The sequence below is a fragment of the Limnohabitans sp. WS1 genome, assembly GCF_003063265.1.
GTDB lineage: Bacteria > Pseudomonadota > Gammaproteobacteria > Burkholderiales > Burkholderiaceae_C > Limnohabitans_A.
On the sequence record NZ_NERU01000004.1, the window covers coordinates 29,614 to 52,285 of the forward strand.

At 59.5% G+C, this 22,672-nt stretch carries 6 protein-coding genes (1 of these 6 cut by a window edge); all 6 read right to left on the reverse strand.

Features of this window, described 5'->3' with window-relative positions; genetic code table 11:
- Window positions 1–14,851, reverse strand: the 5' portion of a protein-coding gene (locus B9Z48_RS07250) for a hypothetical protein (RefSeq protein WP_108377661.1). Its footprint begins 29,222 nt before the window's first position; the window shows 14,851 of its 44,073 coding nt (coding positions 1–14,851); its start codon is at window positions 14,849–14,851; its stop codon lies off the left edge, out of view.
- Complete coding sequence (locus B9Z48_RS07255; protein WP_108377662.1) at window positions 14,844–15,521, reverse strand: hypothetical protein; 678 nt, start codon at window positions 15,519–15,521, stop codon at window positions 14,844–14,846. The genes B9Z48_RS07250 and B9Z48_RS07255 overlap by 8 nt, the downstream gene beginning before the upstream one ends.
- A 179-nt stretch (window positions 15,522–15,700) precedes the next feature.
- Window positions 15,701–17,746 carry a hypothetical protein gene (locus B9Z48_RS07260; protein ID WP_158273229.1) on the reverse strand — a complete coding sequence of 682 codons (2,046 nt, stop codon included), beginning with the start codon at window positions 17,744–17,746 and terminating at the stop codon, window positions 15,701–15,703.
- On the reverse strand, window positions 17,743–19,911 hold the full coding sequence (locus tag B9Z48_RS07265; RefSeq protein ID WP_108377664.1) for a hypothetical protein: 2,169 nt from the start codon (window positions 19,909–19,911) through the stop codon (window positions 17,743–17,745). Before B9Z48_RS07265 ends, B9Z48_RS07260 begins: the two co-directional genes overlap by 4 nt.
- Complete coding sequence (locus B9Z48_RS07270) at window positions 19,908–21,848, reverse strand: efflux RND transporter periplasmic adaptor subunit (RefSeq protein WP_108377665.1); 1,941 nt, start codon at window positions 21,846–21,848, stop codon at window positions 19,908–19,910. The genes B9Z48_RS07265 and B9Z48_RS07270 overlap by 4 nt, the downstream gene beginning before the upstream one ends.
- Before the next feature lie 11 nt (window positions 21,849–21,859).
- Window positions 21,860–22,660: an efflux RND transporter periplasmic adaptor subunit gene (locus B9Z48_RS07275; protein ID WP_158273230.1), complete on the reverse strand. Its 801-nt coding sequence runs from the start codon at window positions 22,658–22,660 to the stop codon at window positions 21,860–21,862.
- Between the last annotated feature and the right edge of the window lie 12 nt (window positions 22,661–22,672).

Sequence of the window (22,672 nt, forward strand, 5' to 3'; positions counted from 1 at the left end):
CTTCGCCATGGGCAACCATGCGCTTGGCAGTGACCGCACTTTGCACCGCGGCCTTGGAGGCCAGATCAGCCTTGATCGAAATCAGTCCGGCCGAGGCCTGGATGCTGGGCATGCGCAGGTACAGCACGTCGAAACTCTCGCGAGCTGACACACCCGTGGCGCCGTTGGCACCCGTTTGGGTGTCGGCCAGCCCCAGCTTCTGCAATTGTTGGTCGATCTTGGTCAGCAAGGCCTGGTAGCGGGCAATGGCCTCGGCGTTACCGGCATGGCTTTCCATCCAGCCGACGACTTTGGCGCGGTCTTCGAGCAGCTGGTTGGCCACGTTGGCATACACCAAGGTGGGCAAGGCCATGTCCTTGGGCTTGACCACGTAAAAGTCATCGCTCAGGGCCATGGCAAATTTTTGGCCCTTGTCACTGCTGGTGACATCGATCTCGCGCCATCCATCGGTGTCTGAGTAGGTGGCTGTAGCAGGGTTGAAAGTCACGCCCTCACCCATGCGCTGGTACCAGCGCCCGTTCGCAGTGCGCACGGTTTCACCGATTTTGATGGTCAGCGAAACCTCGTTGCCACTGAGGCTGTGGTCAGGCTTGACTTCTTGCCAGCGTTTGGTGTTGGTGTAATCCTCGATTTCCAGCACCAGGTTTTCTTCGACGGCAGCCCCACCGGGTGGGGCAAAGCGGTAGGACTTGCCACTCACGCCCTTGCCATAGGCCGTGCCCACCAACTCGACGATGGAGCCGGCACTGATGGACAGTGCAACATCCTTCAAGTCCAAGGCGGCATAGTGGTATTGCTGGCCTTCGTCCAGGCCCAGTGCGGTTTTCTCGGCTGTGGTCAGGTCTTTGCCCACCTTGTCAGCGCTCAGCTGGGTCTCGTTGTTGACCTCGTAGGGCAGCAATTGCACCAGTGTGCGGTAGTTGATGCCCGCTTCAATGGTCGCCATCTGACCGACATTGACGCGGTTATTGCTCTCGACGCTGGTGTACGTGATCGATGGCAAGGGCACCACCACGGGCACCGTGATGGCAATACCTGCACCGACGGCCCGCTTGTCGCCGCCAATGCCTGGCTCGGTCAACAAGACCACGTTGCCAATCGAGCGCACCCGGGTCGCCCCGGTCAGGTCGATGGTGTTGTTTTCAAGCACCTTGGAGGTGGCCACTGGCAAACCCACGCCCAGCGCAATCAGGGTCAAGTCAGCTTGCGCTGTGGCGGTCATCACATTGGGCGCACGCGCACTGTCTTGACCTGCATAAATTTTGACTTCATTGCCCAGCAGATCTGCACCACTCAAGGTGATGGTGTTGTCGGCATACAGGCGCGAATCGGCATTCGCACCAGCCCCCCCCACATACGACACCGACAGCACATTGGAGCCAGCGGTCATGTTGGCATCGCTTCGGGTGGTCAAGGCCAGGTCACCGCTGAGGTTGCTCAACTTGGCCTGACCCACGTTGATGCCCGAACGCAGGTAAGCATCCTGGTCAGCCAGCGCCACAGACAAGGCCAGCCCACCGATGGCATCAATGCGGACCTTGTCGGTCACAGAAGCCTTAGAGTAGGTGTCGATGCTGAAACGGCCGGTCTGACCAGCATCGGCAGACACCGTCATTTCGGTGCCGTTGCCAATGTCGACCTGAGCACCGAAACGTTTGCCATCGGTGCCGATGTCCGTCACCGTGCCCAAAGCCGTCAAACTCAGCGCTCCGGCAGAACCCGAGCGCAAAGACTCTTCCGTGGCCGAGTAGCGGTTTTTGTCGGCCATGTTGTCGGCGCGGATCGCGATATTGCCCGCCACGACTTTGCTGTTTTGGCCAATCTTCACGTTCGACGTGCCCGTCAGCGTGGTGAACATGGCCGCGCCACTGCCCGCCAATGCACCCACGGCCAGGTTCAAAGCCACTGCGTCGAAGTTTTGGCTGCGTGTAGACCAAATGTCCAACAACCCAACGGCAATCTGGTTGCGATCGCCCAGCCCCGCACGGGTCGTGCCCTCAATTTTCATGTCGGAATAAGAACCCGCAAGACCTGCGAAAACGCCGCCGCTGGAGGCGCTGGTACGCTGATAGATGTCGTCCTGGGCTTTGGCATGGATGCGCAGCACGGAGGCCACCACACGCACATCATCACCCAACTCGGCCACCACCGAACCACTGTCGGTGGCGATGACTGTAGACGAGCCCACCGAAGCCCCAGAGCTGACACTCAAGGCATCGCTGCGGGCAAAGGCCTTTTGGTTGGCCAGGGCCAACACTTCCACTTTGCCGGTACTCAGCGAGGCCAGAATATCGGCAGTACGGATGGCCGCCATCACTTTGGGGTTGAGGCGGTTGATAGAAATGGTGCCCGCGGCCGCTGCCGCGATGGCGCCAAAACTGGCGGCAGCAGCAACGACCAAAGCGTCGGCCTGGGCATTGCCCTCGGCGCGAACGGTCAAAGTTTTGCCTGTCGTGAGCCGGGTCTTGCCCGTCTCTGGGTTGCCAGCAACCGGGACTGAACCCGTTCGGTCCACAACAGCTGCAGTGACGGTGTTGATGGTATTGTAGGCGTAGGCCCCCCCACCGGAAATCGCCGCCCCGGCACCGGTGCTGATGGCCATGGCTGCCGCCGTCGAGGTGGTGTCGATGCGGGCCAGGTCAAAGGCCGTGATCGTGATGTCGCCAAGCGCCTCCACCACCGCACGGTCTACGGTGGCTGTGACGGTGCTGTTGATCTCGTTTTCGGCCACCGACACGCCAATGGCCACAGCTGCACCGGTGGGCGCAAAACTCGCAGCCACCGAGACCGCTTGCACATAAGAATTGATGGTTGAACGGTCTCGGGCATCGATGAGGATGTTGCCATCGACTTCCACACCAGCACCCGTGGTGCGCTGCAGATAGGCCCGGGTTTCAGAGCCAATCAGGTTGGTGGCACCCGCGCCAGCACCGCTGAGCGCCACACCTGTGGTTCCGCCGGCAATCGCCATCGATCCAGCCACCACCGTCGATTCGATGGTTTGTGCTGTGTCGGCCCAGATGGTCAGATCCAAGGTGAGCGTGGCGTCGTCCAAAGCGCTGATGGCCGAACGGTCCACCGAAGCGATGATGCGGTTGGCCGAAGCGGTGGTTCGCTGCTTCCACTTTTTGGTGTCGCCGTAGTCTTGCTTGAGGATCAACTCGTCGAGCTTGCCGTCACCGTCTTTGTCTTGGGCCAAGATGGGATCGGTGCCGATGTACTCATAAACCTCGTTGGCCCGTGCACCCGAAGTGGCCCCCAAACGAATCAAATCGCCGGTTTTGATCGAGCTCGGTTGGCTGACGCCCGAGGTGTAAGTGACCGCACCGTCCCACTGAAGGGGGTCGTAACCGATGTAGTTGCGTGCCAGCGCGACACCGATCGATGCACCGGCACCGTTGGCACCGCCCACACCCACGCCCAAAGAGGCCGAAACGATGATGGCTTCAATGCGGTTGGTGGCCAGCGCCTTGACGGTCACATCAGATGCAGCGCGGATCGCGCTGTCGTCCACTTGGGCCAGCACATCGCCCAGAATCACGTTCATGGCCGAAGCACCCGCTCCGCTGACGCCCACACCTGCTGCGCCGCCAAAACCAGCGGCCACAGAGGCAGCCCAGGCCTTGACGTTGATGGCGGCATTGGAGGTGGCCACCAACTCCAACTGGCCACGGGCATCCAGTTCAGCCCCTTTGAGGCCTGCCAGCACCACCGAGTCGATCACGTTGCGAGCCAGCGAAACACCCACCGACACGGCCACACCGGATGCACCCGCCAAAGCCGCGGCAATGGAGGCAGCACCAGCATGGGAGCGGATGTTGGAATTGTCATCGGCAAGGATATGGGCGTTGCCCACGATGATGCGGCTCGCACGCGTGCCCACCACGATGTCTTCTGTGTCCACCCCGGCGTGCACACGCATGCCAATCTGGTTTTGCGCCCATACGCCAGAGCCGCTGGCGGCCACGCCGCCGGCACCTCCGGATGCCACGGCAGCCGAACCCGCAACCACCAGCGCTTCAATGGTTTGCTCGGCACTGGCGTGCAGCTTCAGATTGCCCAAGGTGGTGACATCGGTGTCAATCAACAAGGCACGGGTGGTGGCGATGGCTTGTTCGCCCACCGCACCAAAGCCCTCTTGACCAATCAGGTTACGGGCCACTGAGACCCCGATCGAGGCCCCCACGGCACCGGCTCCCCCACCGGCGATGGCGGCAGACACCGCCACAATGCTGCTGGAGATGATGGTGGAATTGTGGGCGGTGATCACCACATCGCCTTTGGCGGTGATGCTGCCTTGACGCACAACAGCGTCGGTGGAGCCCATGACCGAGTTCAGCGCCACGGCACCAGCACCCGAAATGGCCAAAGCACCTGAGCCACCGATGCCCAGCGCCATCGATGCGGCCGCCGATGTGGCATTGATGTTGTTGCGCTTGATCACGGCATTGCCATCATCCAGCAAAATGAGGGTGTAACTGTCACCGCCTCCGTCGTGGATCATCCAGCTCTTGCCCTGTTTCAAAGAGGTGATCTCGAGAACAGGCCGAACCGCTTCCCAACGCGAAGTGTCTGCGTAGTCTTGCTTGGTCAGGTCCAAGGCTTGGTTGTTTTTGCCAATATAGCGGTAGACCCAGCCCGAGTTGCCACCCGCCTTGTGCTGGGTGGCCACACGCACGGTGTCGCCTTTTTTCAACTCACGAGTTTCGGCCGTGACCACTTTCCAACGCGTGGCGTCGGCATAGTTTTCGGTGCCCAACTCAACCTTGCGGGTGGTTTTGCTGATGTATTCGTACACCTTGCCCGCGTGTGTACCGCTGACCACATTGACCTTGGTGCCTTTTTTGAGCGAAACCTGATCGGTGGCTGAGCTCAGGTAATCCCAAGACATGCCATCGGTGCTCTTGTAATAAGCAGAGGCACGCACCGAATCGAAGGCGGACACAGACAAACCCAGATCCAGCAATCCGGCGGTGATGAGCGCCATGCTCTTTTTGTCGGTGAAGTCTTGTGCCAATTGCCACACGGCTGTGTTGGCATAGTTTTCACGCCACAAGTCGATGGTCTTTTCAAAGGAATACGATTCCCACTGGCTGGAGTCCTCGAAATTTTGATCACGCAGGTCCAGCAGGGCCGAACCACCTTTGCCATCCACGCCCTTGTATTTGAAGACCTTGCCCAGCAGGCTGTTGTCCGAGAAGTTGCTCTCAATGCGGACCAGTTGTCCGGAATCGACATTGACTTTGCCTGAGAGCGTGGTGTGGTCCACCTTGCCACCAATGTAGCGGTACACCTTGCCGGCCACGCCGCCATAGGTGTGCAAATCATCCACCCGCACGGTGTAACCAGACATGACTTTCTTGCCAGAGGTGCTCACCTCGCTCCATGCGCTGTCAGAGGCGTAGTTTTGCAGCCCCAAGTCCAGGGTTTGGCCGGAGGTACCCACATACTCATAAATGCGCCCTGAGGCAGCACGAACCTCATCCCCCGAATTGAGCAGTGTCTTGCCCTCTGTGCTCAGGTAATCCCAAGTTTGTCCTTGGCTGCTGATGTAGCTGACTTCGGCATTGTTGTTGGTGGCCGCATCCAACACTTGTGCGGTGACACCTTTGGCCTCCAAGTCCTGCCACTTGAATTCCAGTAACTTTTCTCCGCCCGACTGTGCAGTGACATTCACCGTGCCTGAACGGCTGGTGATGTCGGCCTGACCCACATTGGCCAGGGTGTCGCCATCGATGCTGTTGAAGGCCAAAGACAAGCCCACCGACACCGCTGCAGAACCCAGCCCGCCCACGGCCGCGGCCAAAGATGCCGCTCCCGCCACAGCGTCAATCGTGGCCTGGTTGTCGGCACTCACGGTGATGGTGTTGCCCGCAATCTTGCTGCGTCCCGAACCCACCGCACCATCGATGCTGGCCTCTAAATCCGATTGAATGCGGTTTTGGGCATAAACCCCGGCACCACTGGCCGCCCCGGAACCTTGACCCGCGAGGGACACGCCAGCCGAGGTGGTTTGCACCAAGGAGTCAATGACCGCATGGCCTTCAGCAAGCACCGACAAGTTGCCCGCTGCATCGATGTTCGAGCTGAAAATGCGTGCACGCGTTGAAGCCCGGCGGTCAGAGTAGCTGAGCAATCGCCATTGACCGGCGTCGCTGAAATTTTGCGTCACCAACTCAAAGCCCTTGGGATCGGTGAAGGTTTCACCGATGTACTCGTAGACTTCGCCTGTCAGCACGCCCGTGTCCTTGAGCACTTTTTTGCCCTTGGCCAGTGTGGTGAGCTTGTTGGTTTTGTTGTAGTCGGACACCTTGTAGTCATAAGGCACATCCAGAACGTCACCGCCGATGATGTTCTTGGCCACCGAGACCCCCAGCGCCACGGCACCACCAGCCTGGCTGCCAGCCGACAAGGCAATCGAGCGCGTGGTCACCTCGGCATCGATGCTGGCGTTGTCCAGCGTGCTGACGGTCACATCGCCCTTGCTGCCCGAAAGTGCTCGGGTGCTCAATGCGACGCCGCTGATGTAGGCATCCGCCAAACCGTTGATCAGGTTGAGGGCCACCGTACCCGCCGCCGCAACGCTGATCGCTGCGCCCCCGGCACCTGCCGCCACCGAGGTCGAGGATGCCGAGCCCAAGGCGTTGATGGTGGCACTGCGATCGGTCGAAACCAGCACATTGCCGCCCACAGTGATCGGTGCAGTCGCCCCCGGAACACCACTGATGTAGGCCAACACGTCGTTGTCGACGTCGTTGCGCGACATCGACAGGCCCACTGAAATGGCTGCAGCGCTGCCCTTGCCGGACACGGCAATCGACACGGCACTGGCCTCCACAGAAGAAATGATCGCGGCACGACCAGCGGCCTTCACGGTGAGGTCTGCACCGGCTTTGAGCGAGACCAGGTTGCTGATGTAGGCCTGGGTGTCAGCACTGACCCGGTTGGTGGCCACCACCGGCGCCACCGTGATGCTCAAAGCCCCCGATCCCTTGCCATCGTCCTCGACGCCAAATTCGGCATTGACCGCCTTGGCAGAGTTTTCAATCGTGGCATTGATCAGACCAACCGACTGGGCGTTGACCTCGACCGAACCGGCCACATCAAGGGTCGCGCCATCGACCCAGGCTTGGGTCAACAGGGTTTTTTCCTGGAGTGCTGCATTGCCTGACGAAAAATCCTTGAGCAAGGTCCACAAACTGGTGGGCTGCCAGCCAATGGTGTTAAAGGCCAAAGTCACGCCAATGGCAATGCCTGCTTCGACCGAGGCGTCAATGGTGGCATTGACGGTCGAAGAGTTGGTGCTGAGCACCCGCAGATTGCCGCTACCCGTGGTGGTCACACTGCCACCACTGATCCAAGCCTTGGCAGAACCCAACACCGTGTTGGTGGCCACCGTCACGTTCAGGGCCCCAATATCCCCAGCGACTTCACTGGTGTTGTTGGCCTTGAGAACCACGCCCTCCACCACCTTGACCAGCACATCCCCTGCCGCAGACACCTTGGCGCCACTGATGTGTGCATCGACCAAGCTGCGCAGATCGTTGCGCACCACCAGGCCACCCGCCCCCACCGAGGCGCTTTGTCCACCACCCAAAACGTCTTTGAGTTTGGTGTCCAGGATTTCGCCGACAAATTCTGAGGCCCCTTTGACAGCCCCCTCAATTTGCCACAACTTCCAACCTCTGGCGGGGGACAGATAGTCTTCCGTGCTGAGGTCCACTGTCGTCGGAAGCGGAAAGTAGTAGACATATTTTTGGCCTGGCAAAGCCAAAATCTTGCGCCAGGACTTCGTGTCCTTGAAATTTTGAGCACTGAAATCGATGTTTTTCAGCGTGGTTTGGCCTGTGTATTCGTAGACCTCGTCATATGCACCTCCGCCGATGGCGCTTTGCAACTGGACGCGTTGACCCGTCTGCATGTCCTCACCGGTGTCGCTGGAGACATAGTCGGGCGTGGCAATTTGAACCACCTGTCCCCCCTTCACATCCTGCCAACCCGAGCGATCGGTGTATTTGCTTTCAAATCCCGGCAAAGCCTCTGTGGCCAAGCCGACCACGCTGCCACCCAAAGAGGCCGAGGCCTTGGGAAGCAACTTGGCTTCAGATTCAATTTTGGCCTGGTCAATGCCAGCCACTTTGACACCGCCACCGCGGGCGTCGAGGGTGACCAGATTGCCCTCCACGATGGCCTTGGCTTCGGAGCTGATGACGTTGGAAGTCAGCACAACACCCAAACTGGCCTTGAAAGTGGCGGCCTTGAGAACGCCTTTGAGTATTTTTTCAGAGACAAAACCTTGTAAAAGTCCATCCCCTGTGGAAGTTTGGTTGCCAACGGTGGCTTTGATGCCCGACTCATTGAGCGCATCAATGCTGATGGCACCGGCAGAGTCAATGCTTGAGCCTTTGACCAAGGCATGGGCTTTTGAGGTTTTCTCGGTGCCCACATTGCCATTGACCAGGGCTTCGTTGGCGCTTTTGTACACATCCCGGGCTTCCCAGCCCACGGTGTTGAAGGCCATGGTGCGCGAGATACCGATGCCCTTGACCTGGGTGTCACTCTGGTTGGTCGCACGGATGGTGACGTTTTCACTGGAACGAATGACCACATCGCCGTTGAGCGTTTTGACCTTGGCGTCCAGCACATCGGCATGCGATTGCGACAAAACCATGTTGGTGGCCACCACGTCGGAGAAGGAGGGCAAGCCGGCCAGAAGGCCACCACCGGCACTGGTCACGCTGTCGACCATCGCATCGATCACCGCCTGATCGCTGACGTCGATGGTCAATGCCCCTGCGGTCAGGTCCACATTTCGCAAAGTGGCCGTGGCGCTGCCGCTGACCATGTTGCGGGCCATGATGCCGTTGACCGAGAGGCCACCTACAAGCGACAACGAGGACAGCACGCTCGTCACGCCACCGACCAAAGTGGGGGTGCTTTGCTTGATCTGGAAATTCTCGATGGTGCGGTCGCCACTGTCCCGGTCGAACGCGATTTTCCAGTAGGTCTTTCCATCAACGTTGGTGGGCAAAGCCAACACCGTGGCCGACAAACCCTGGCTGCGCAAAGACTTGCCGTCGCTGGTTTTGGCGTCCAGCAAGGCGTCTCGCATCTGGTTGGCCGTGGCCACCGTCACCACGTCATTGGAGGTGTAAGTGAGCCCGGCGTAGTCAAATTTCAGTTTGAAGTATTGATCAGGACTTTGCTGATCCAGCCGCAAATCGTACATGCCACCAACGGCTGCCACGCCGGTGCTCACGGTCTCGAGCTCGGCCTTGGTGCCACCGGTCAAGGACAGGGCACGCAGCTGCGCCACATCCCCCTCCGTGCCGTAACGGATGTCGTAAGTGGCCACCAGGCCAGCGCCTGCCGTCACGGTGAGCGAACTGTCACCCAGCGACTTGCGCAAGGCGCTCTGAATCAAAAAAGCCTGCTCTTCACGCGTCGGAGATTTGAGTCCGTCCCGCACAGTGCTGACATTCAGCCCCAAGGGTGTGTCACCCACCAAGGTGCTGACCTTGGCCTTGATGGGGCTGATGTTTTCGCCCACCATGCTGCCGGCGAGCACAATGTCGAAACCCCAGCCAGCCTGACGCATGCTTTGCACCGAGACTTTGACGTTGTCGGCACCGAACCACTGCTCAAGCAGCGATTCCAATTGCACGGCTTGGGCGGCTTGGTCAGCTGACAACTCGAAAGTCAAGTCATCACGCCCAGCCAGCGACAGGCGAATCGTGGAGCCGACCGCCCGGTCGGCATTGACCAGCACCAAGGACTGGCGCTCCGCTTGCGCCGTGCCGATCTTGAGCACCGCGATGGGCTCGGAAACCTTGTCCCCTTGAGCCAACTGCATGCTGCTGACAGCATCGATGCCGGGGGTCAGGGTCAGCCGCTGGACTTCCTGGACACCGGAGGAACCTCGTCCAGACTGGACAACATCTTTCCAACTGAGGGAGTTCATGGGCAAAACGTCTGCCAATTGCTCATAAAACCCGACAAACTGGCCGAGCACCCCCGACTTGAAGGCTGAGGGCGATTCCTCCAACCAGTAACCATCGTTGCTGTAATCTTCCTTGCTCAGATCCAGCATTTTGGAGCCGCCACCCATGTAACGGTAAACCTTGCCGCCCTCGCCACCGTTGCGGTAACGCGGATCCACACGGACGCTGTCGCCAAAGCTCACTTTCCGCAAACCATCGCTGGTGGTGTAGTCGGCATTGATGCGCTCGGTTTCGGTGTTGCCACTGCCCGCCTTGAGGGTGGTGTCAGAGGTGACCATGGGCTCGTTCTTCGATTCGAGCCTCAATTCACCGCCCACCATGGCCACGCCCATCAAACCCAAGGTATCAGAGCGGGCATCCAAGACTTCGGATTTGGAAGAGGTGCTGACCAAGTTGTAGGCACGCACACCCGCGACCATGGTGCCTCCGGCTCCACCCGTGGCGGAGTTATCTACCGATGCATCCACGTTGGCCGACATGAAGGCCAAAACTTGGGCCCCCCCGGTGACTTTGAGTGTGCTGCCAGAGACCTTGGACCAGGCATTTGCCCCCAGTTCACTGGAATCCTTGAGCGTATCGAGGTCGTCATCTGACTGTGTCCACAGGGCCGGGGTGTCCCAACCGATGGCATTGCGGGCCACCACACTCGATGCAGCACCACCCCCTGAAGAACGGCTAAAAGCCGAATTGTTGGCCAAAATGCTGGCGCTGTTTTGAGCTTGCAGCAAAAAGTCCCCACCCGCCGTGACGTCGCTGTCGCGCACGTCGGCGCCGACTTGCGCCAAGATGTTGTTGGCGGCCGACAGACGGGTAAATGGCACGGACCCGACCAAGCCAAAGCTGACAGACAGGCTGACGATGCCGCTGAGTTCAGAGCTGATGACGGCCTTGTTCAAGGCCTGCACCGAGAAATTGCCCCCTGCAGCGATGGCCAAATCGTCCAAAGTGGCCTGGACTTGCTGTGACACCAGGTTTTGCACCGTGGCCCCGCCCACAGCGGCAATGCCCCCCGCAGAAGACATGGTGGCGTTGGACAGGATGCTTGAACTGTCATTGGCCTCGACCTGAAGCGCACCGCCGACATTGACTTTGAGCACTTGCGTGCGGCCATCTACGGGAGTGGCCGCAGACGATGGGCTGATCCAAGCCTGTGTGCGGGTGTTGGCACGTTGAACGGCCAAGACTTGGCTGCCCCCCCCGAAAAATCCATCGACATCCGAGCTCACCCGGCTGGTCTGGGCCGCACGCATGAGGGCCTTGACTTGGGCGGACCCACCGACCACCAGGGGGGTGTTGACGACCGAAGCCAGCGTTTCCATCGGAGAAGCCGAACCGGCTGAGCCAGTCAATTGCCCGCCCAAAGCACTTTTAAAACCGCTAATGGAGGCCAGCGTGGCACGCGATGCATTCAAACCGCTCCAGCCAATCACGTTGGCCGCGATCACATGGCTGTCAGCACCGGCACCATCGACGGTTGCCTGGTTCACAGAGTCGATGGTGCTGGCGTTGTCGGCCACCACCGACAAATCACCGGCTGTTTCCAGTCGCCCGCCTTGGATACGCGCTGTGGTCCCACCCACGACCTCGTTGAGTGTGAGGGTGTTGGCCGCACTGAACAAAAAGCCGTCGACCTTGCCGGACAAGTTGGTCGTCAGGCTTTGAGTGGTGTTGGCCAGAACCTGCACGCCGCCGCCCGTGGTGACGATCACGTTGTCCATCAAGGCATCGGCGCGGTGATTGACCTCATTTCGAGCCCCCAGAAAAGCCGAAGACCAAGCCCCTCCGGTGCTCAGCGAGCCCTTGGACAGCGCCGTGGTACTGTCGCTTGCGGCAACCTGCAGCAGACCGCCCACAAAATGGTTGACCGTGCTGCTGGCGGGCATGACGATGCGGGCATCGGCCCGGGCATAGCTGGCGTTTTGCGCGAGGATGCTGTCCAATTCAGAAGAGCTCAGCCCCACCACACTGGTCGCGCTGATTTTGAGGTCAGCACGCACACGCAGGTCACCGTCCACATGGACACTGCCGTTGCGCACCAAGGCCGACACCATGAACGGATCAGCCGTTTGGTTGTTGGCATACAACAGATCGTCCATCTCGCCCTTGAGCACACCGGCCATGCCCGAGGTGCCAATGCGGTTGTAGGACACCCCCGCACCCTTGGCGTTTTGGTAATCCAACTGGTTTCCGGCCTTCAGGGTGGCCTCCCCAGAAGCTTGCACCGACGTGTTGCCCGTGGCTTTGAGCTGCACACCCACATCACCGGTGTCATTTCCGAGCCAAGCCTTGACGGAGCCAGACAGCCAGTTGGTGGTGACCACGCCTTCGTCGGCCAGAGCACTCCAGCTGTTCTTAAAAACGCGGCTTTCTCCTGCGTACAACTTGCCCGCCGTCAAGGCGCTCAGTTGTGATTGGTCCAGCGCCTCGATCTTGAGATCGCCTGTGCTGGCCTCACTCGGGTTGAACTGGGCCATGGCAAAGTGCTGCACATCGTTGAGCACCAAAACACCACTGGCCGTGGTTTGGGCGCGGGCCAGGGTGCCCACAGAAGCGTCCACGGTGACCGCATCGACGGCGGAGATGCTCACCACGCCCGCCGCTGCAAACTTCTTCTTGCGCTCACTGTCTGAGACCTGTGCACGCGTGTCGGTGCGCATCCGGTTGGTGGCCACCAGGGCGGTGGCACCCACTTCGAGCAAGGCCAGTGCAGCCGCACCCGCGCCCGTAGGCACGCTCAGTGCGCCGTTGATGGCTTCCAATTGAAGTCGATTGTGGGCGTCCACCACGACGCCTGCGGCGGCATTGACTTCGGTGTCTCGCACCGTGGCAAATATTTCGTAAGCCGAAACGCCATTGAGATTGCCTTCGGCACCGCCCAGCTTGGACAGATCCAGCGTATCGCCATTGCCTTCGTTCCAGCCCACCACGTTGCGGGCCATGGACTCTTCCTGATCGCTCAAAATGCCCGAACGCAAGGCACCAGCAGGCGTGTTGGCACTCAAACGTGCACGCGCGGAGGCACCAGAGACCATTCCACCACTCAGGGTCAATGTGGAGGCGTTCATGTCCATGCGGACACCGCCATTGAGTTGGTTCCAAGCGCGTTGCGCACTCATGTCCACCCAGTAGTCCAACTCGCCTGAGTTCAAAGGATCGAGCTTGTTGGGGGCGATGGTGGCTTTGAGCGTTTGAGCCCCCTTGGCCAATACCCGCAGGTCCGCAGCAATCACACTCGAAGCGCTGACCAATGCTGACACGTCCGAGCTCACTTGGTTGCCTGCACGGGACGCACCAAGGTTGCCACCACCAGTGAAGTTGACCGAATACGCACCGCCTTCGGTGTTCCAAGAAGAGGCGTCCAGGGCCACCAAGCTGACATGGCCACTGGCAAAAACCGTGCTGTTGCGCAGCAGCACGCTGGTGCTGTTCACACCGGTGCTCTTGGCCTGTCGGGCCTTGTTGCTCACCGTGGTGCTGTCCAGCGCACTGACGTCCAGACGAGAGAGGTTCAGGGTTGAACCGTTCACATCGGCCGCTACCCGGTTATTGACCTGGATGTTTTGAACACCGTAGGGCGAACTGATCAGCTCGGCCTGAATACCGCCACTGGCTCGGTCTGCGGTCAAGGCAGAGACTTGCAAAGCAGGCGCAGGTAGGCCATCGGCCGAAATCATCGTGACTTTGTTGTCGGTGCTTTGACCCTCTTGAATGCTTTGCAGGCCATCTCCCACACGCGCCCACACCGAGCGGTCAAGCTTGATCTGGCCATTGACCGTGTTGGCATTGATGGTGTTTTCGGCATCGCGGGTGGCCATGCTGACCACACCTTTCATTTGCGTCAGACCACTGGCTTCGACCCGCACTTGGGGTTGACCGTCACCGGTTTTTGCATCAATGGTCACGCGGGCGTTGCCCAGCAAAGCCGCTTCACTGGTCTGTTTGGCGTCCAGCACCAAAGTGCCTGCGGTCACGCCCGACAGTTCGGCCACCAGTCTGATGTCGGAGAATGCGACCACCGCCAATCCTGCTGCGGTCACAGAGGCAGACTCGCCAAGACGGGCACGGGCTTCGGTTTGCGCCGTGAAATTCAAGTCCGCAGATGTGCCGTTTCTGACCGTCTGGTAATCGACATAAGAGCGTGCCGACAAGGTCACCAATCCTTTGGTCACCAAGGTGCCTTGCACGTCAACCAGGGTCGAGGCGGTGCCCTGGGCATCGCCTGTGTCGGGATTACCGGTGATGCGTGAGACTGCATCGAGCAAGACATCGCCACCCAGCGTGACGGTCTTCTCTTTGGTCAGTTCGATGAATTCGGACTCCACACGCAGTCCACCGCTCATGCTGAATGAGTCCAGCAGCACCTTGTCCACACCCGCACCACCCCGAATGGCCAGCAGGTTCAAGGGTTTGGCAAACACCAAATCGTAGAGACCATCTCCAGAGACCTTGATTCGACCCTGCTGATCCTGAGAAATGGTGACGGTGTCATCGTTCGCGCCCAAATCCAACACCAGACTGCCCAAGTCCTGGTTGAGCTTCATCAGGTCACCCTGCACTTCCCAAGACAGCAAGCTGCTGTTCTGGTCCACCCCTTTGCTCAGGTCAATGACTTGGGCGTTTTGCAAGTTGACCTCGAACATCGGGTCCTGCTGGTTGTTGACCGCATCACCAACCCGTGTCGTCAGCAGAACATTGTCCACAGCCAAAGAGCTTCCCTGTGCAGGTTTGCTGATTTGCAACAGGGGCTCTGCCGACAGGAGCAGGCGCTCTTCAAGCTTCTCCAGCTGCACACGGCTCTTTTTAAGCGCAAATGGGGGGGTGCGAAAGGTTCTGTTCTTGATGTTACGCATAAGCTACTCCTGATACTTCGAGCAGAGACTGGACGTCTTGAGGTCCAGCTTCACAATAAATGGTCATGAATGGCAGGCCAGCACCATCGGTTCCGGCGGCCAACCAGCCCAGGGCTCTGGGGCCCAGGGCTTGAAAGGTTTTTTCACACACGAGCGCACACGACGGCCAAAGGGTCGTCAGTCGCTTCAAGGCGTGGGCCACATCGGCCACACACAATCCTGTTTCGTACAAGCGCAAGCAGACCGAGCCACGCGCGGTGGCGGCTTCAGTCACTGCCCACAATTCGATGTGGTCCACGCCCTGGTCACGAACCCAGGCGGTTTGCAGGACCTGCATCAAGACACCCCAAACCGCTTCGGCTTGGATGGGCAAGCCCGATGACAAGGCGCCTTGTTGCAACAATTGCTGAGCGGACACCGGCACACGCCAGTAATCGCTCACCCGTTCGCGGCCCTTGCACCACTTGTAACCGCGCATGACCAGACCTGGCATGAGCGGATGTTCTTCGGTCTCAAAACCGAGATAGGCACGGCGCTCCACCCCGTCATGAGAGGCCTGAGCGGCCATCAAAAACTGCTTCGCATACCGCGCGTCCTGCTGCCAGGAGTGCTTCAGGCCATCGGGCATGTCCCAGTCAGACAACAGTTGTGCGCCTTTTTCGGTGCGCATTGGGGCTGGATCAAGCGCCAGCAACAGACGGTCTGGCCATGCGCCATCGGGCCCAAAACGGCACGAAAACTCATACCCTGTCGCGGGTATCTGCCCCCTGTGACGAAGCCAAGGCCCAAGCCAGTCCGACAAAGCTTCGCTGCGCTCACCTGCTGTCCAGGGCCAGGTTGAAACACGCGTCATGACCGGTTTCTCCGCTGACGCCCTTCAAATGGCAGGGCTGCCCTCATCCAATCATCTGAACGCAAGACCGACCAACGCCGCTGGAAAGCCACCGACTCAGCACGGTGCTGGGCGCTTGCAAAAGCCCACCCCGCGATGCGTGACGACCGACCAGCTGAAGTGCGCAGGGCCATCGAAACCAACTGACGCCAGGGCGCGGGCATCATGCGTTGGGCCAGGTCATCGTCCAGGCACAAATAGGTGGAGACGCTGCCCAAGTCACCCTGGCGCCCACATCGGCCAGCCAACTGCCGATCGATTCGCCCTGATTCATTGACTTCGGCCACGATCACGTGCAGCCCGCCCAACTCTGGGACCCCTTCTCCCAAACGAATGTCGGTGCCGCGGCCCGCCATGTTGGTGGCAATGGTGACCACGCCACGCTGACCCGCCCCCGAAACGATGGGCGCTTCTTCCGCGTGAGCCAAGGCATTGAGCACCCGGGGCTCGATGCCTTGAGCCTGTAACACACGGGCCAGCGCTTCACTGGCGGTCACGCTGCGCACGCCCACCAACACAGGACGACCTCGCGCGATCTGTCTGCACACCTCTTGGGCAATCGTGTCCCATTTGTGCACGGCGTCTCTGACCAATATCGGCGGGTCGTAAACCGTCAAGCGAGGCCGGTGAGTAGGTACCCGAACCACTTGCAATCCATAGACACGCCAGACCTCGGAACTAGCCTCCCAGATGGTGCCGCTGCAACCGGACAGTTTGCGAAAGCGCCGAAAGAAGGTTTGAAAACTCATCTGCGTGAGGGACTGGTTGGGGTCGGTGATCGTGACCCCCTCACTGGCTTCAATGGCCTGGTGCAGGCCCGCGGTCAGGCTTCGGCCGGGTGTCATGCGGCCAGTGAACTCGTCGAGCAGCACCACCTCGTCGTCTTGAACCACAAAGTGTTGACCTGGGTGAAAAAAGTGGCGAACCACCAGCGCTTGCCGAAGCAACTCTTCGCGCCGGGGCGCAGGCCGCCACAGAGGGGGCAACTGACTGGACAAATCGGTCAATTGCGCCAGTGCAGGAGGGTTCAGCGTGACCGACTGACCCTTGGCGTTGGCCTGGTAGTCGGGGCCTTCAAACAAGGTATTGGCCAGATCGGAAATCAGCCGCACGGCCTCCTGCAAGCCGCGACTTTCACGGGGGGCTGCCAAGATCAGAGGCGTGACAGCTTCGTCGATCAGGATGCTGTCGGCCTCGTCAACGATGGCGGTGTGAAGGCCACGCACCAACAAGGCGCTGGCTCCTTGGGGTAATTCACCTCGTAACCACTGCTCAAAACACAGCTGCTCATCACTGGCGGGCGAAGCCTCACCCATCTGGTCACGCAGATAGTCCGCCAACAATTCCTTGGCCGTTAGATAAACCACATCAGCGTCATAACGCAGGGCTCGTTCGGGTGGCTCCAGCTCCCCGGCCATCGAGGTCACCCGCAAACCACAAGCCAAGAAAAGTTGGCTCATTTCTTCGGCATCACGGTGGGCCAGGTAATCGTTGGCGGTGATCACATGACAGGCTCGGCCAGACAGTCCAGCCAGCACTGCAGCCAATCCAACGGTGAGCGTTTTGCCCTCACCCGTCGCCATCTCAGCCAAAAGCCCTTTGTGCAGTGCCAAGGCCCCCATGAATTGCACCGCGTAAGGTTTGAGTCCCAAATGCCGCCAAGCCAATTGGCCCACCACAGCCAAAACTTCCTCAAGATGCCCATCTGCCCGTTTGGGATCCAGTCGCATCCAGGAACGTGCCTGCTTCAAACGCGCCTGGATCTCCTCCTGCGTCAACCCCATCAAGGCATCAAAGGCCACCAAAGTGCGCTTGGCCTGGGCCAGCAACTGCGATCGCGGGCTGCGCAAGCGCATCCAGTACCCTTGCAAGGACTGGTAGGCTGCGTCCAGCCCCTGAGGCAGCGGTGTCAGCGGGGCCAGCGTGCGGGCATGACCGATGAGTCCCGCTGCAGGGGTAGACACACCCTTCAACCATGACGTGGTGTTGGCCATGGTGTTCATACCCTGAACCTCCGCTGCAGGAATTGCCTCAATCGCCGCTCCCATTGCACCAGCAAAGGTCGACTGCTCAAGGTCAGGCGCATAACGCCAATTCGGCCATGCACCAACATCGGAGCGTGCTCGGCATCGGGCATCAATGGCGATTCAATTCGAAAAAAAGGCTCAGCAGCAACCACCCCGTTGGGGTCAGACGGTGAAACGGCCAAGTCGCCACCCCCTGACATACCCAAGGCGCGTGACGGCAGGAGGCCTTGCTCAAAGGGCATCACCGACGTGGCAGCCACGGTGATGTTGATGCCTTCTTGACCCCTCAAACGCACTTCGCTGCCTTCGATCGATTCGCCCAGAACATGACTGCCAACCTGGGGCAAGACCGCAACAAAACGCCACTGATCGGGGTTCACGATGGTGCCCACCGATGCACCGCGGGCCAGCCACTGACCACGTATGCCATCCAGATCACTGGCGCTCCACTCGCCCGCAATCGGGGCCACGATCAGCTGCGCATCACGTCGGCGATGCAGCTCGGTCAGGTTTTGCAACACCGATTCGAGCTGACGCTCAATGGTCGCCAGATCGGTTGACGATTTGGAGACCGACTGAATGCGCTGGGCCTCGAGTTGTTCACGCTGCATTTGTGCAGCACGAATGTCAAATTCAAGCTCGGGGTGGCGCAAGCGCAGCAAGGGCTGCCCAGCACTGACTTGGCTACCAGGGCGAGTGAGCAGTTCATCAAAAAAACCATCGGTGTCGGTGTGCAGTTGACGAGACTGCACCGCTTCCACCACGCCGGTCACGCGAATGCGGTCAGGCACAGGGATCAAGGTCAACAGGCCCACGGCCAACAAGGCCAATCCAGCGGAAATCGCCACTGTTTGCCCACGCCGATAACCGAGCCGCGGCTCGCTGTACAAATATTTGACATATTTGTACAAGGGCATGACCGCCGACGTGAAGGTCAGCAAGATCGCCAAGGCCACCCCCAGATCCAGGTACTCACCCGCAATGAAGATCACAATGGTCACCATCAGCATGACCCAATACAGCAAGCTGATCACACCGTAAAGCGGCAGCATGAACACCTCGGTGGGGGTGCGTGCAGCCGGTTGTGCGTCATGCAGTCGCAGCACATGCCGCTCGGCCAGATAGCGCAATTGGTCACGCGAGCGCTGAAACAAATTGGGCACATCCAGCACATCCACCAAAATGTGATAACCGTCAAAGCGCAACAAGGGATTGAGGTTAAAAACCGCGGTTGAAATGCTGGCCACAAACATGATGTCGTAAGCCAAAGAGTTGAGGGTGCCTGGCGCTGTAGATGCCCAGACGAGCGCAGCACAGGCGGCCATCGCCAGTTCTGCCGCAACACCAGAGGCCCCCACCATCACCCTTTCGAATCGGCTGCGAAAGCCCCAAGCCGAAGTGGCATCCATGTAAGGCACCGGTGCAAAAAACAGCAACATCACACCCAGTTTGTGCACCTCGCCGCCAAAAAGCTTGCAAACCGCCGAGTGGCTGAACTCATGCAGTGTCTTGGAGAGCAAGAAGCCCACATACAACAAAGGCAGATTGCCTGGCACCAAAAGATGCGATGACTGGTCAAACAAGCGGTCAGACTCATCGACCACAGCCTTCAGGCCCATGAAGAGCAACAGCAGATACAGCGCCAGACCCCAGCGGCTGCAAATGGCGCGGATCAAGGGCAAAGCCTTGTCCAGTAAGCGGTCTGGGTCGAAAAGAGGGATCTTCACCGACAAAAAGCCCATCAACAGGGCTTTGAGTTCGCGTGATTTTCGTTTTTGATGACGTTCAAATTGGCTGGCTTGCGAATCAGCACGGTCAAAGTGCAACAGATTCGAAAGGTTAAGTTGACCGATCAGTTGCACCACCTCTTCCTGTGTCAGAGCCCGGCCTGCATCAAACTCCAACGATCGGTTCCAAGCCTCGTCCACCGTCGTGCCTTCGCCCAAGCGGCACAAAAATGTCCAGGCATCAGGGGTGACACGAAACCATTCGTGGCTGAACTTGTCGCGCAAGACCATCCAAGGTTGGCCACGAAAAATTTGGCGATGCGCCGTCACGCTGGTGCGCAAATGGGCACGCACGCCCGCGACACGGTGCCACGTATCACTGAAGGTCCGGCCGCTGGCTTCTTCGAGACTCATAACCAGAAAAACTCACGCATGAAACGCACCGTGCGTTGCGTCATGATCCAAAGAGGGCTTCGCAGGCCCACATCAATCTTGGCATTGCCCCCCATGCCTGGCCGCCAATGGGGTTCAAAATTGCCGTCCACATCAGCACGCGCCACATAAAAGGTGCGACCATCCCGGTTGACTGCCGCAGGGTCAATGCGGCTGATCGTGATGTCATAACGGTCTTGGGGCCGACCGACCAAGGCAAATTCAGCCCGGCTGCCCACTTTCACTTCGTGGATGTACGCTTGGTCGATCTCCAACTCAATGTAGGCTTGGCTGGTTTGGGCCAGCTTGAGCAGCAGATCACCCTTGCGCACGGGAGCACCCAGGTTTTTTTTCAAATCACCCTCGATCACCACGCCGGCATAAGGTGCACGTACCTGCGCATGCTCCAGTTGATAACGAATCATGTCCAGGCGCGAAGCCGATTGCTGCGCCCTGGCCGCTGCGATCTGCATCTCGGCCAGTTGATGCGCCGCCATGGCTTTTTCGGAATCACGCGAGTGGCGCAGCAAATCCGCCTCGGCCATGGACGCCTCCAAGGCCAGATCGCGGGTGTCCAACTCGACCAGCACTGCGCCCTCTGCCACCTGTTCACCCACATGCACATTGACTTTGCGCAGGTAGCCATCGAATGGCGCGGGCATGAACAGCAAATCCTGGCTGCGAATGGCCAAGGCAGCGTCCACCCGATAAGGCCAGGACAGCAAAGACAACAAAGCCAGCAGGAGGCTGACCGTCAGGGCAGTGAGTTTGAGGGCTATGTGGCTGGGCTTGAAAACTTGACTTGCCTGCCGGTTCAAGGCAGCCCACCAGCGTGCGCCAAACCAACGGTCTTGCTCATGCAAGGTGAACTGCCAGCGTGCGACGGCATCCGCAATGAGCTGAAGCTCCCACAACTGCGCCGCGGTCAGCGTGCCTGCCTGCCGCTCCAGGCACAGCACGGCCATGACCGAATCGGCATGCAACAAGGGCACGGTGGTCATGCAGGTGGCCCCCACTTTTTCACAATAAGCCTGATGCGCACGCAGCACAGGGTCGGTCCCGGGTTCGGCGGGGTATAACAGCACCGATTCCTGCGCCAACGCCTCATCCATCACAGCTTCAAGCGAGCGGGTGGCCTGTGACTTGGGGTCAAAATGCTCCACATGGCTGACCGCCGTGAGCTTCAGATCATGACGATCGACCCAGCCCAATGAAACCCGCTCGCAGGCAAATCTCAGCGCCAATTCATTGCACATGGCCATGGCCATGGCCATGAAGCGTTTTTCTTCCTGCAGCCGAATGGCCAGTCGCATCACATCGTGAAGCGTTTGTGCCCGATCTTGCGCACTTTGATCAGGCTCCTTAACCGAGGCGATTTCAGGCACTGTAGCGTCGGATGCCTGGCTGGCAACAACCGACACCTCGCGCTCGGGGGGGTGCCCCGACATGGCCGTGTTCAGGGACCACTGAGATGGAATCCATTCGGCCAATGCGGCCCAAGCCAACAAACGGGTCTCGTCCCAAGCGTCGGCATCGATGCCCAATGCGACCACAGCCAGCACTTGCGCCCCGGATTCGGCCGCATCCGCAGAAGGTGTCATCACCAAGGCCAGCTGATTTGCCCCGTTGCGACGCATGCGAGGCTGACCGTTGCGCACTTCACCCACCAACTCCAGCGTCCAATCAACATCGCCCGGCTGATCGCCGCCACGCACAGGCCATTGCGCACGGGCCTGCCAGGGCCGCCCCACCGACGAGGTCAACAACAACACCCGACGCGCAGACAGCGCTTGCCCTACCGCTTGCAAATAATGTGACCAGAAATGCTCCGCCGTACCGCCCAATCGCACCAAACTGGCCAAACGAGCACTGGCGGTTTGGCTATTTTGTTCCGGGGGCGGGCTCGATGGCGCGGACATGTCGGTCGGCCTCACAACACCAAGCGTCCGGTGATCCCCGGACGAACTGCACCATCGGGGTTATCGAACTCGGCGATGACCTCGACGAGCCCACTGGCGGGATCGGCAATTGGTGAGACGAACATCACCCGTGCAGTGCGGGTGATCCCCGGGTCGACCCCGAGACGAAGCGTTACTTGAGCACCGACACGCAGCAGTGCACCCTGTGCAGCTGGGATGTTGCCCATGAAACGTACCCTGCTGGTGTCCACCACGTGCACAACAGGCTCATGAGCGCCAATGCTTTCACCGGTACGCGGAATCACCTTGGTCACGATGCCATTGATGGGCGAGCGCAAGTGACGTCGCTCGAAAGCCTCCATGGCCATTTCCAGCTCAACTTGCTCGCGTTGCTTGGCTATTTCGAGGGCCTTGCGCTCAGACACCACCGCGTTCATTGACATCTCTTCATCTTCAAGCTGTTTGCGAGAAACAGCACCCGACGTCAACAAAGAACGCAAGGAGCCGACTTGCTCGGTCAACACGATCTCCTTGTTGCGCAACTCATTCAATCGAGAGTTGTCTTGAAGCAACAAGCGCCTGCGTTGCACCTCAAGCTCTTCGGCTTGCTTGTCTTGGTACAACAAGACCTGACCTTGCCGAACCCGTTGGCCTTCGCGGATCAACACGCCATCGACCCGCCCGGCCACAGTCATCCCCAACTTGATGTCCTTGATGGCCTGAGTCACACCTTGGGCCAAAAAAGTGGACGCGCCCCCAGCGGGTGCTGCTCGCGCAGTCACAGCGGGTTGCGCCAAAGAAACTGTGGCCAACAAGCAGCCAGC

Excerpts from the sequence above, each read along its gene's own strand:
- B9Z48_RS07270 (WP_108377665.1), bottom strand. The coding sequence starts at position 21,848 with ATGTCCGCGCCATCGAGCCCGCCCCCGGAACAAAATAGCCAAACCGCC.
- B9Z48_RS07260 (WP_158273229.1), bottom strand. The coding sequence starts at position 17,746 with ATGAACACCATGGCCAACACCACGTCATGGTTGAAGGGTGTGTCTACC.
- B9Z48_RS07265 (WP_108377664.1), bottom strand. The coding sequence starts at position 19,911 with ATGAGTCTCGAAGAAGCCAGCGGCCGGACCTTCAGTGATACGTGGCAC.
- B9Z48_RS07255 (WP_108377662.1), bottom strand. The coding sequence starts at position 15,521 with ATGCGCACCGAAAAAGGCGCACAACTGTTGTCTGACTGGGACATGCCC.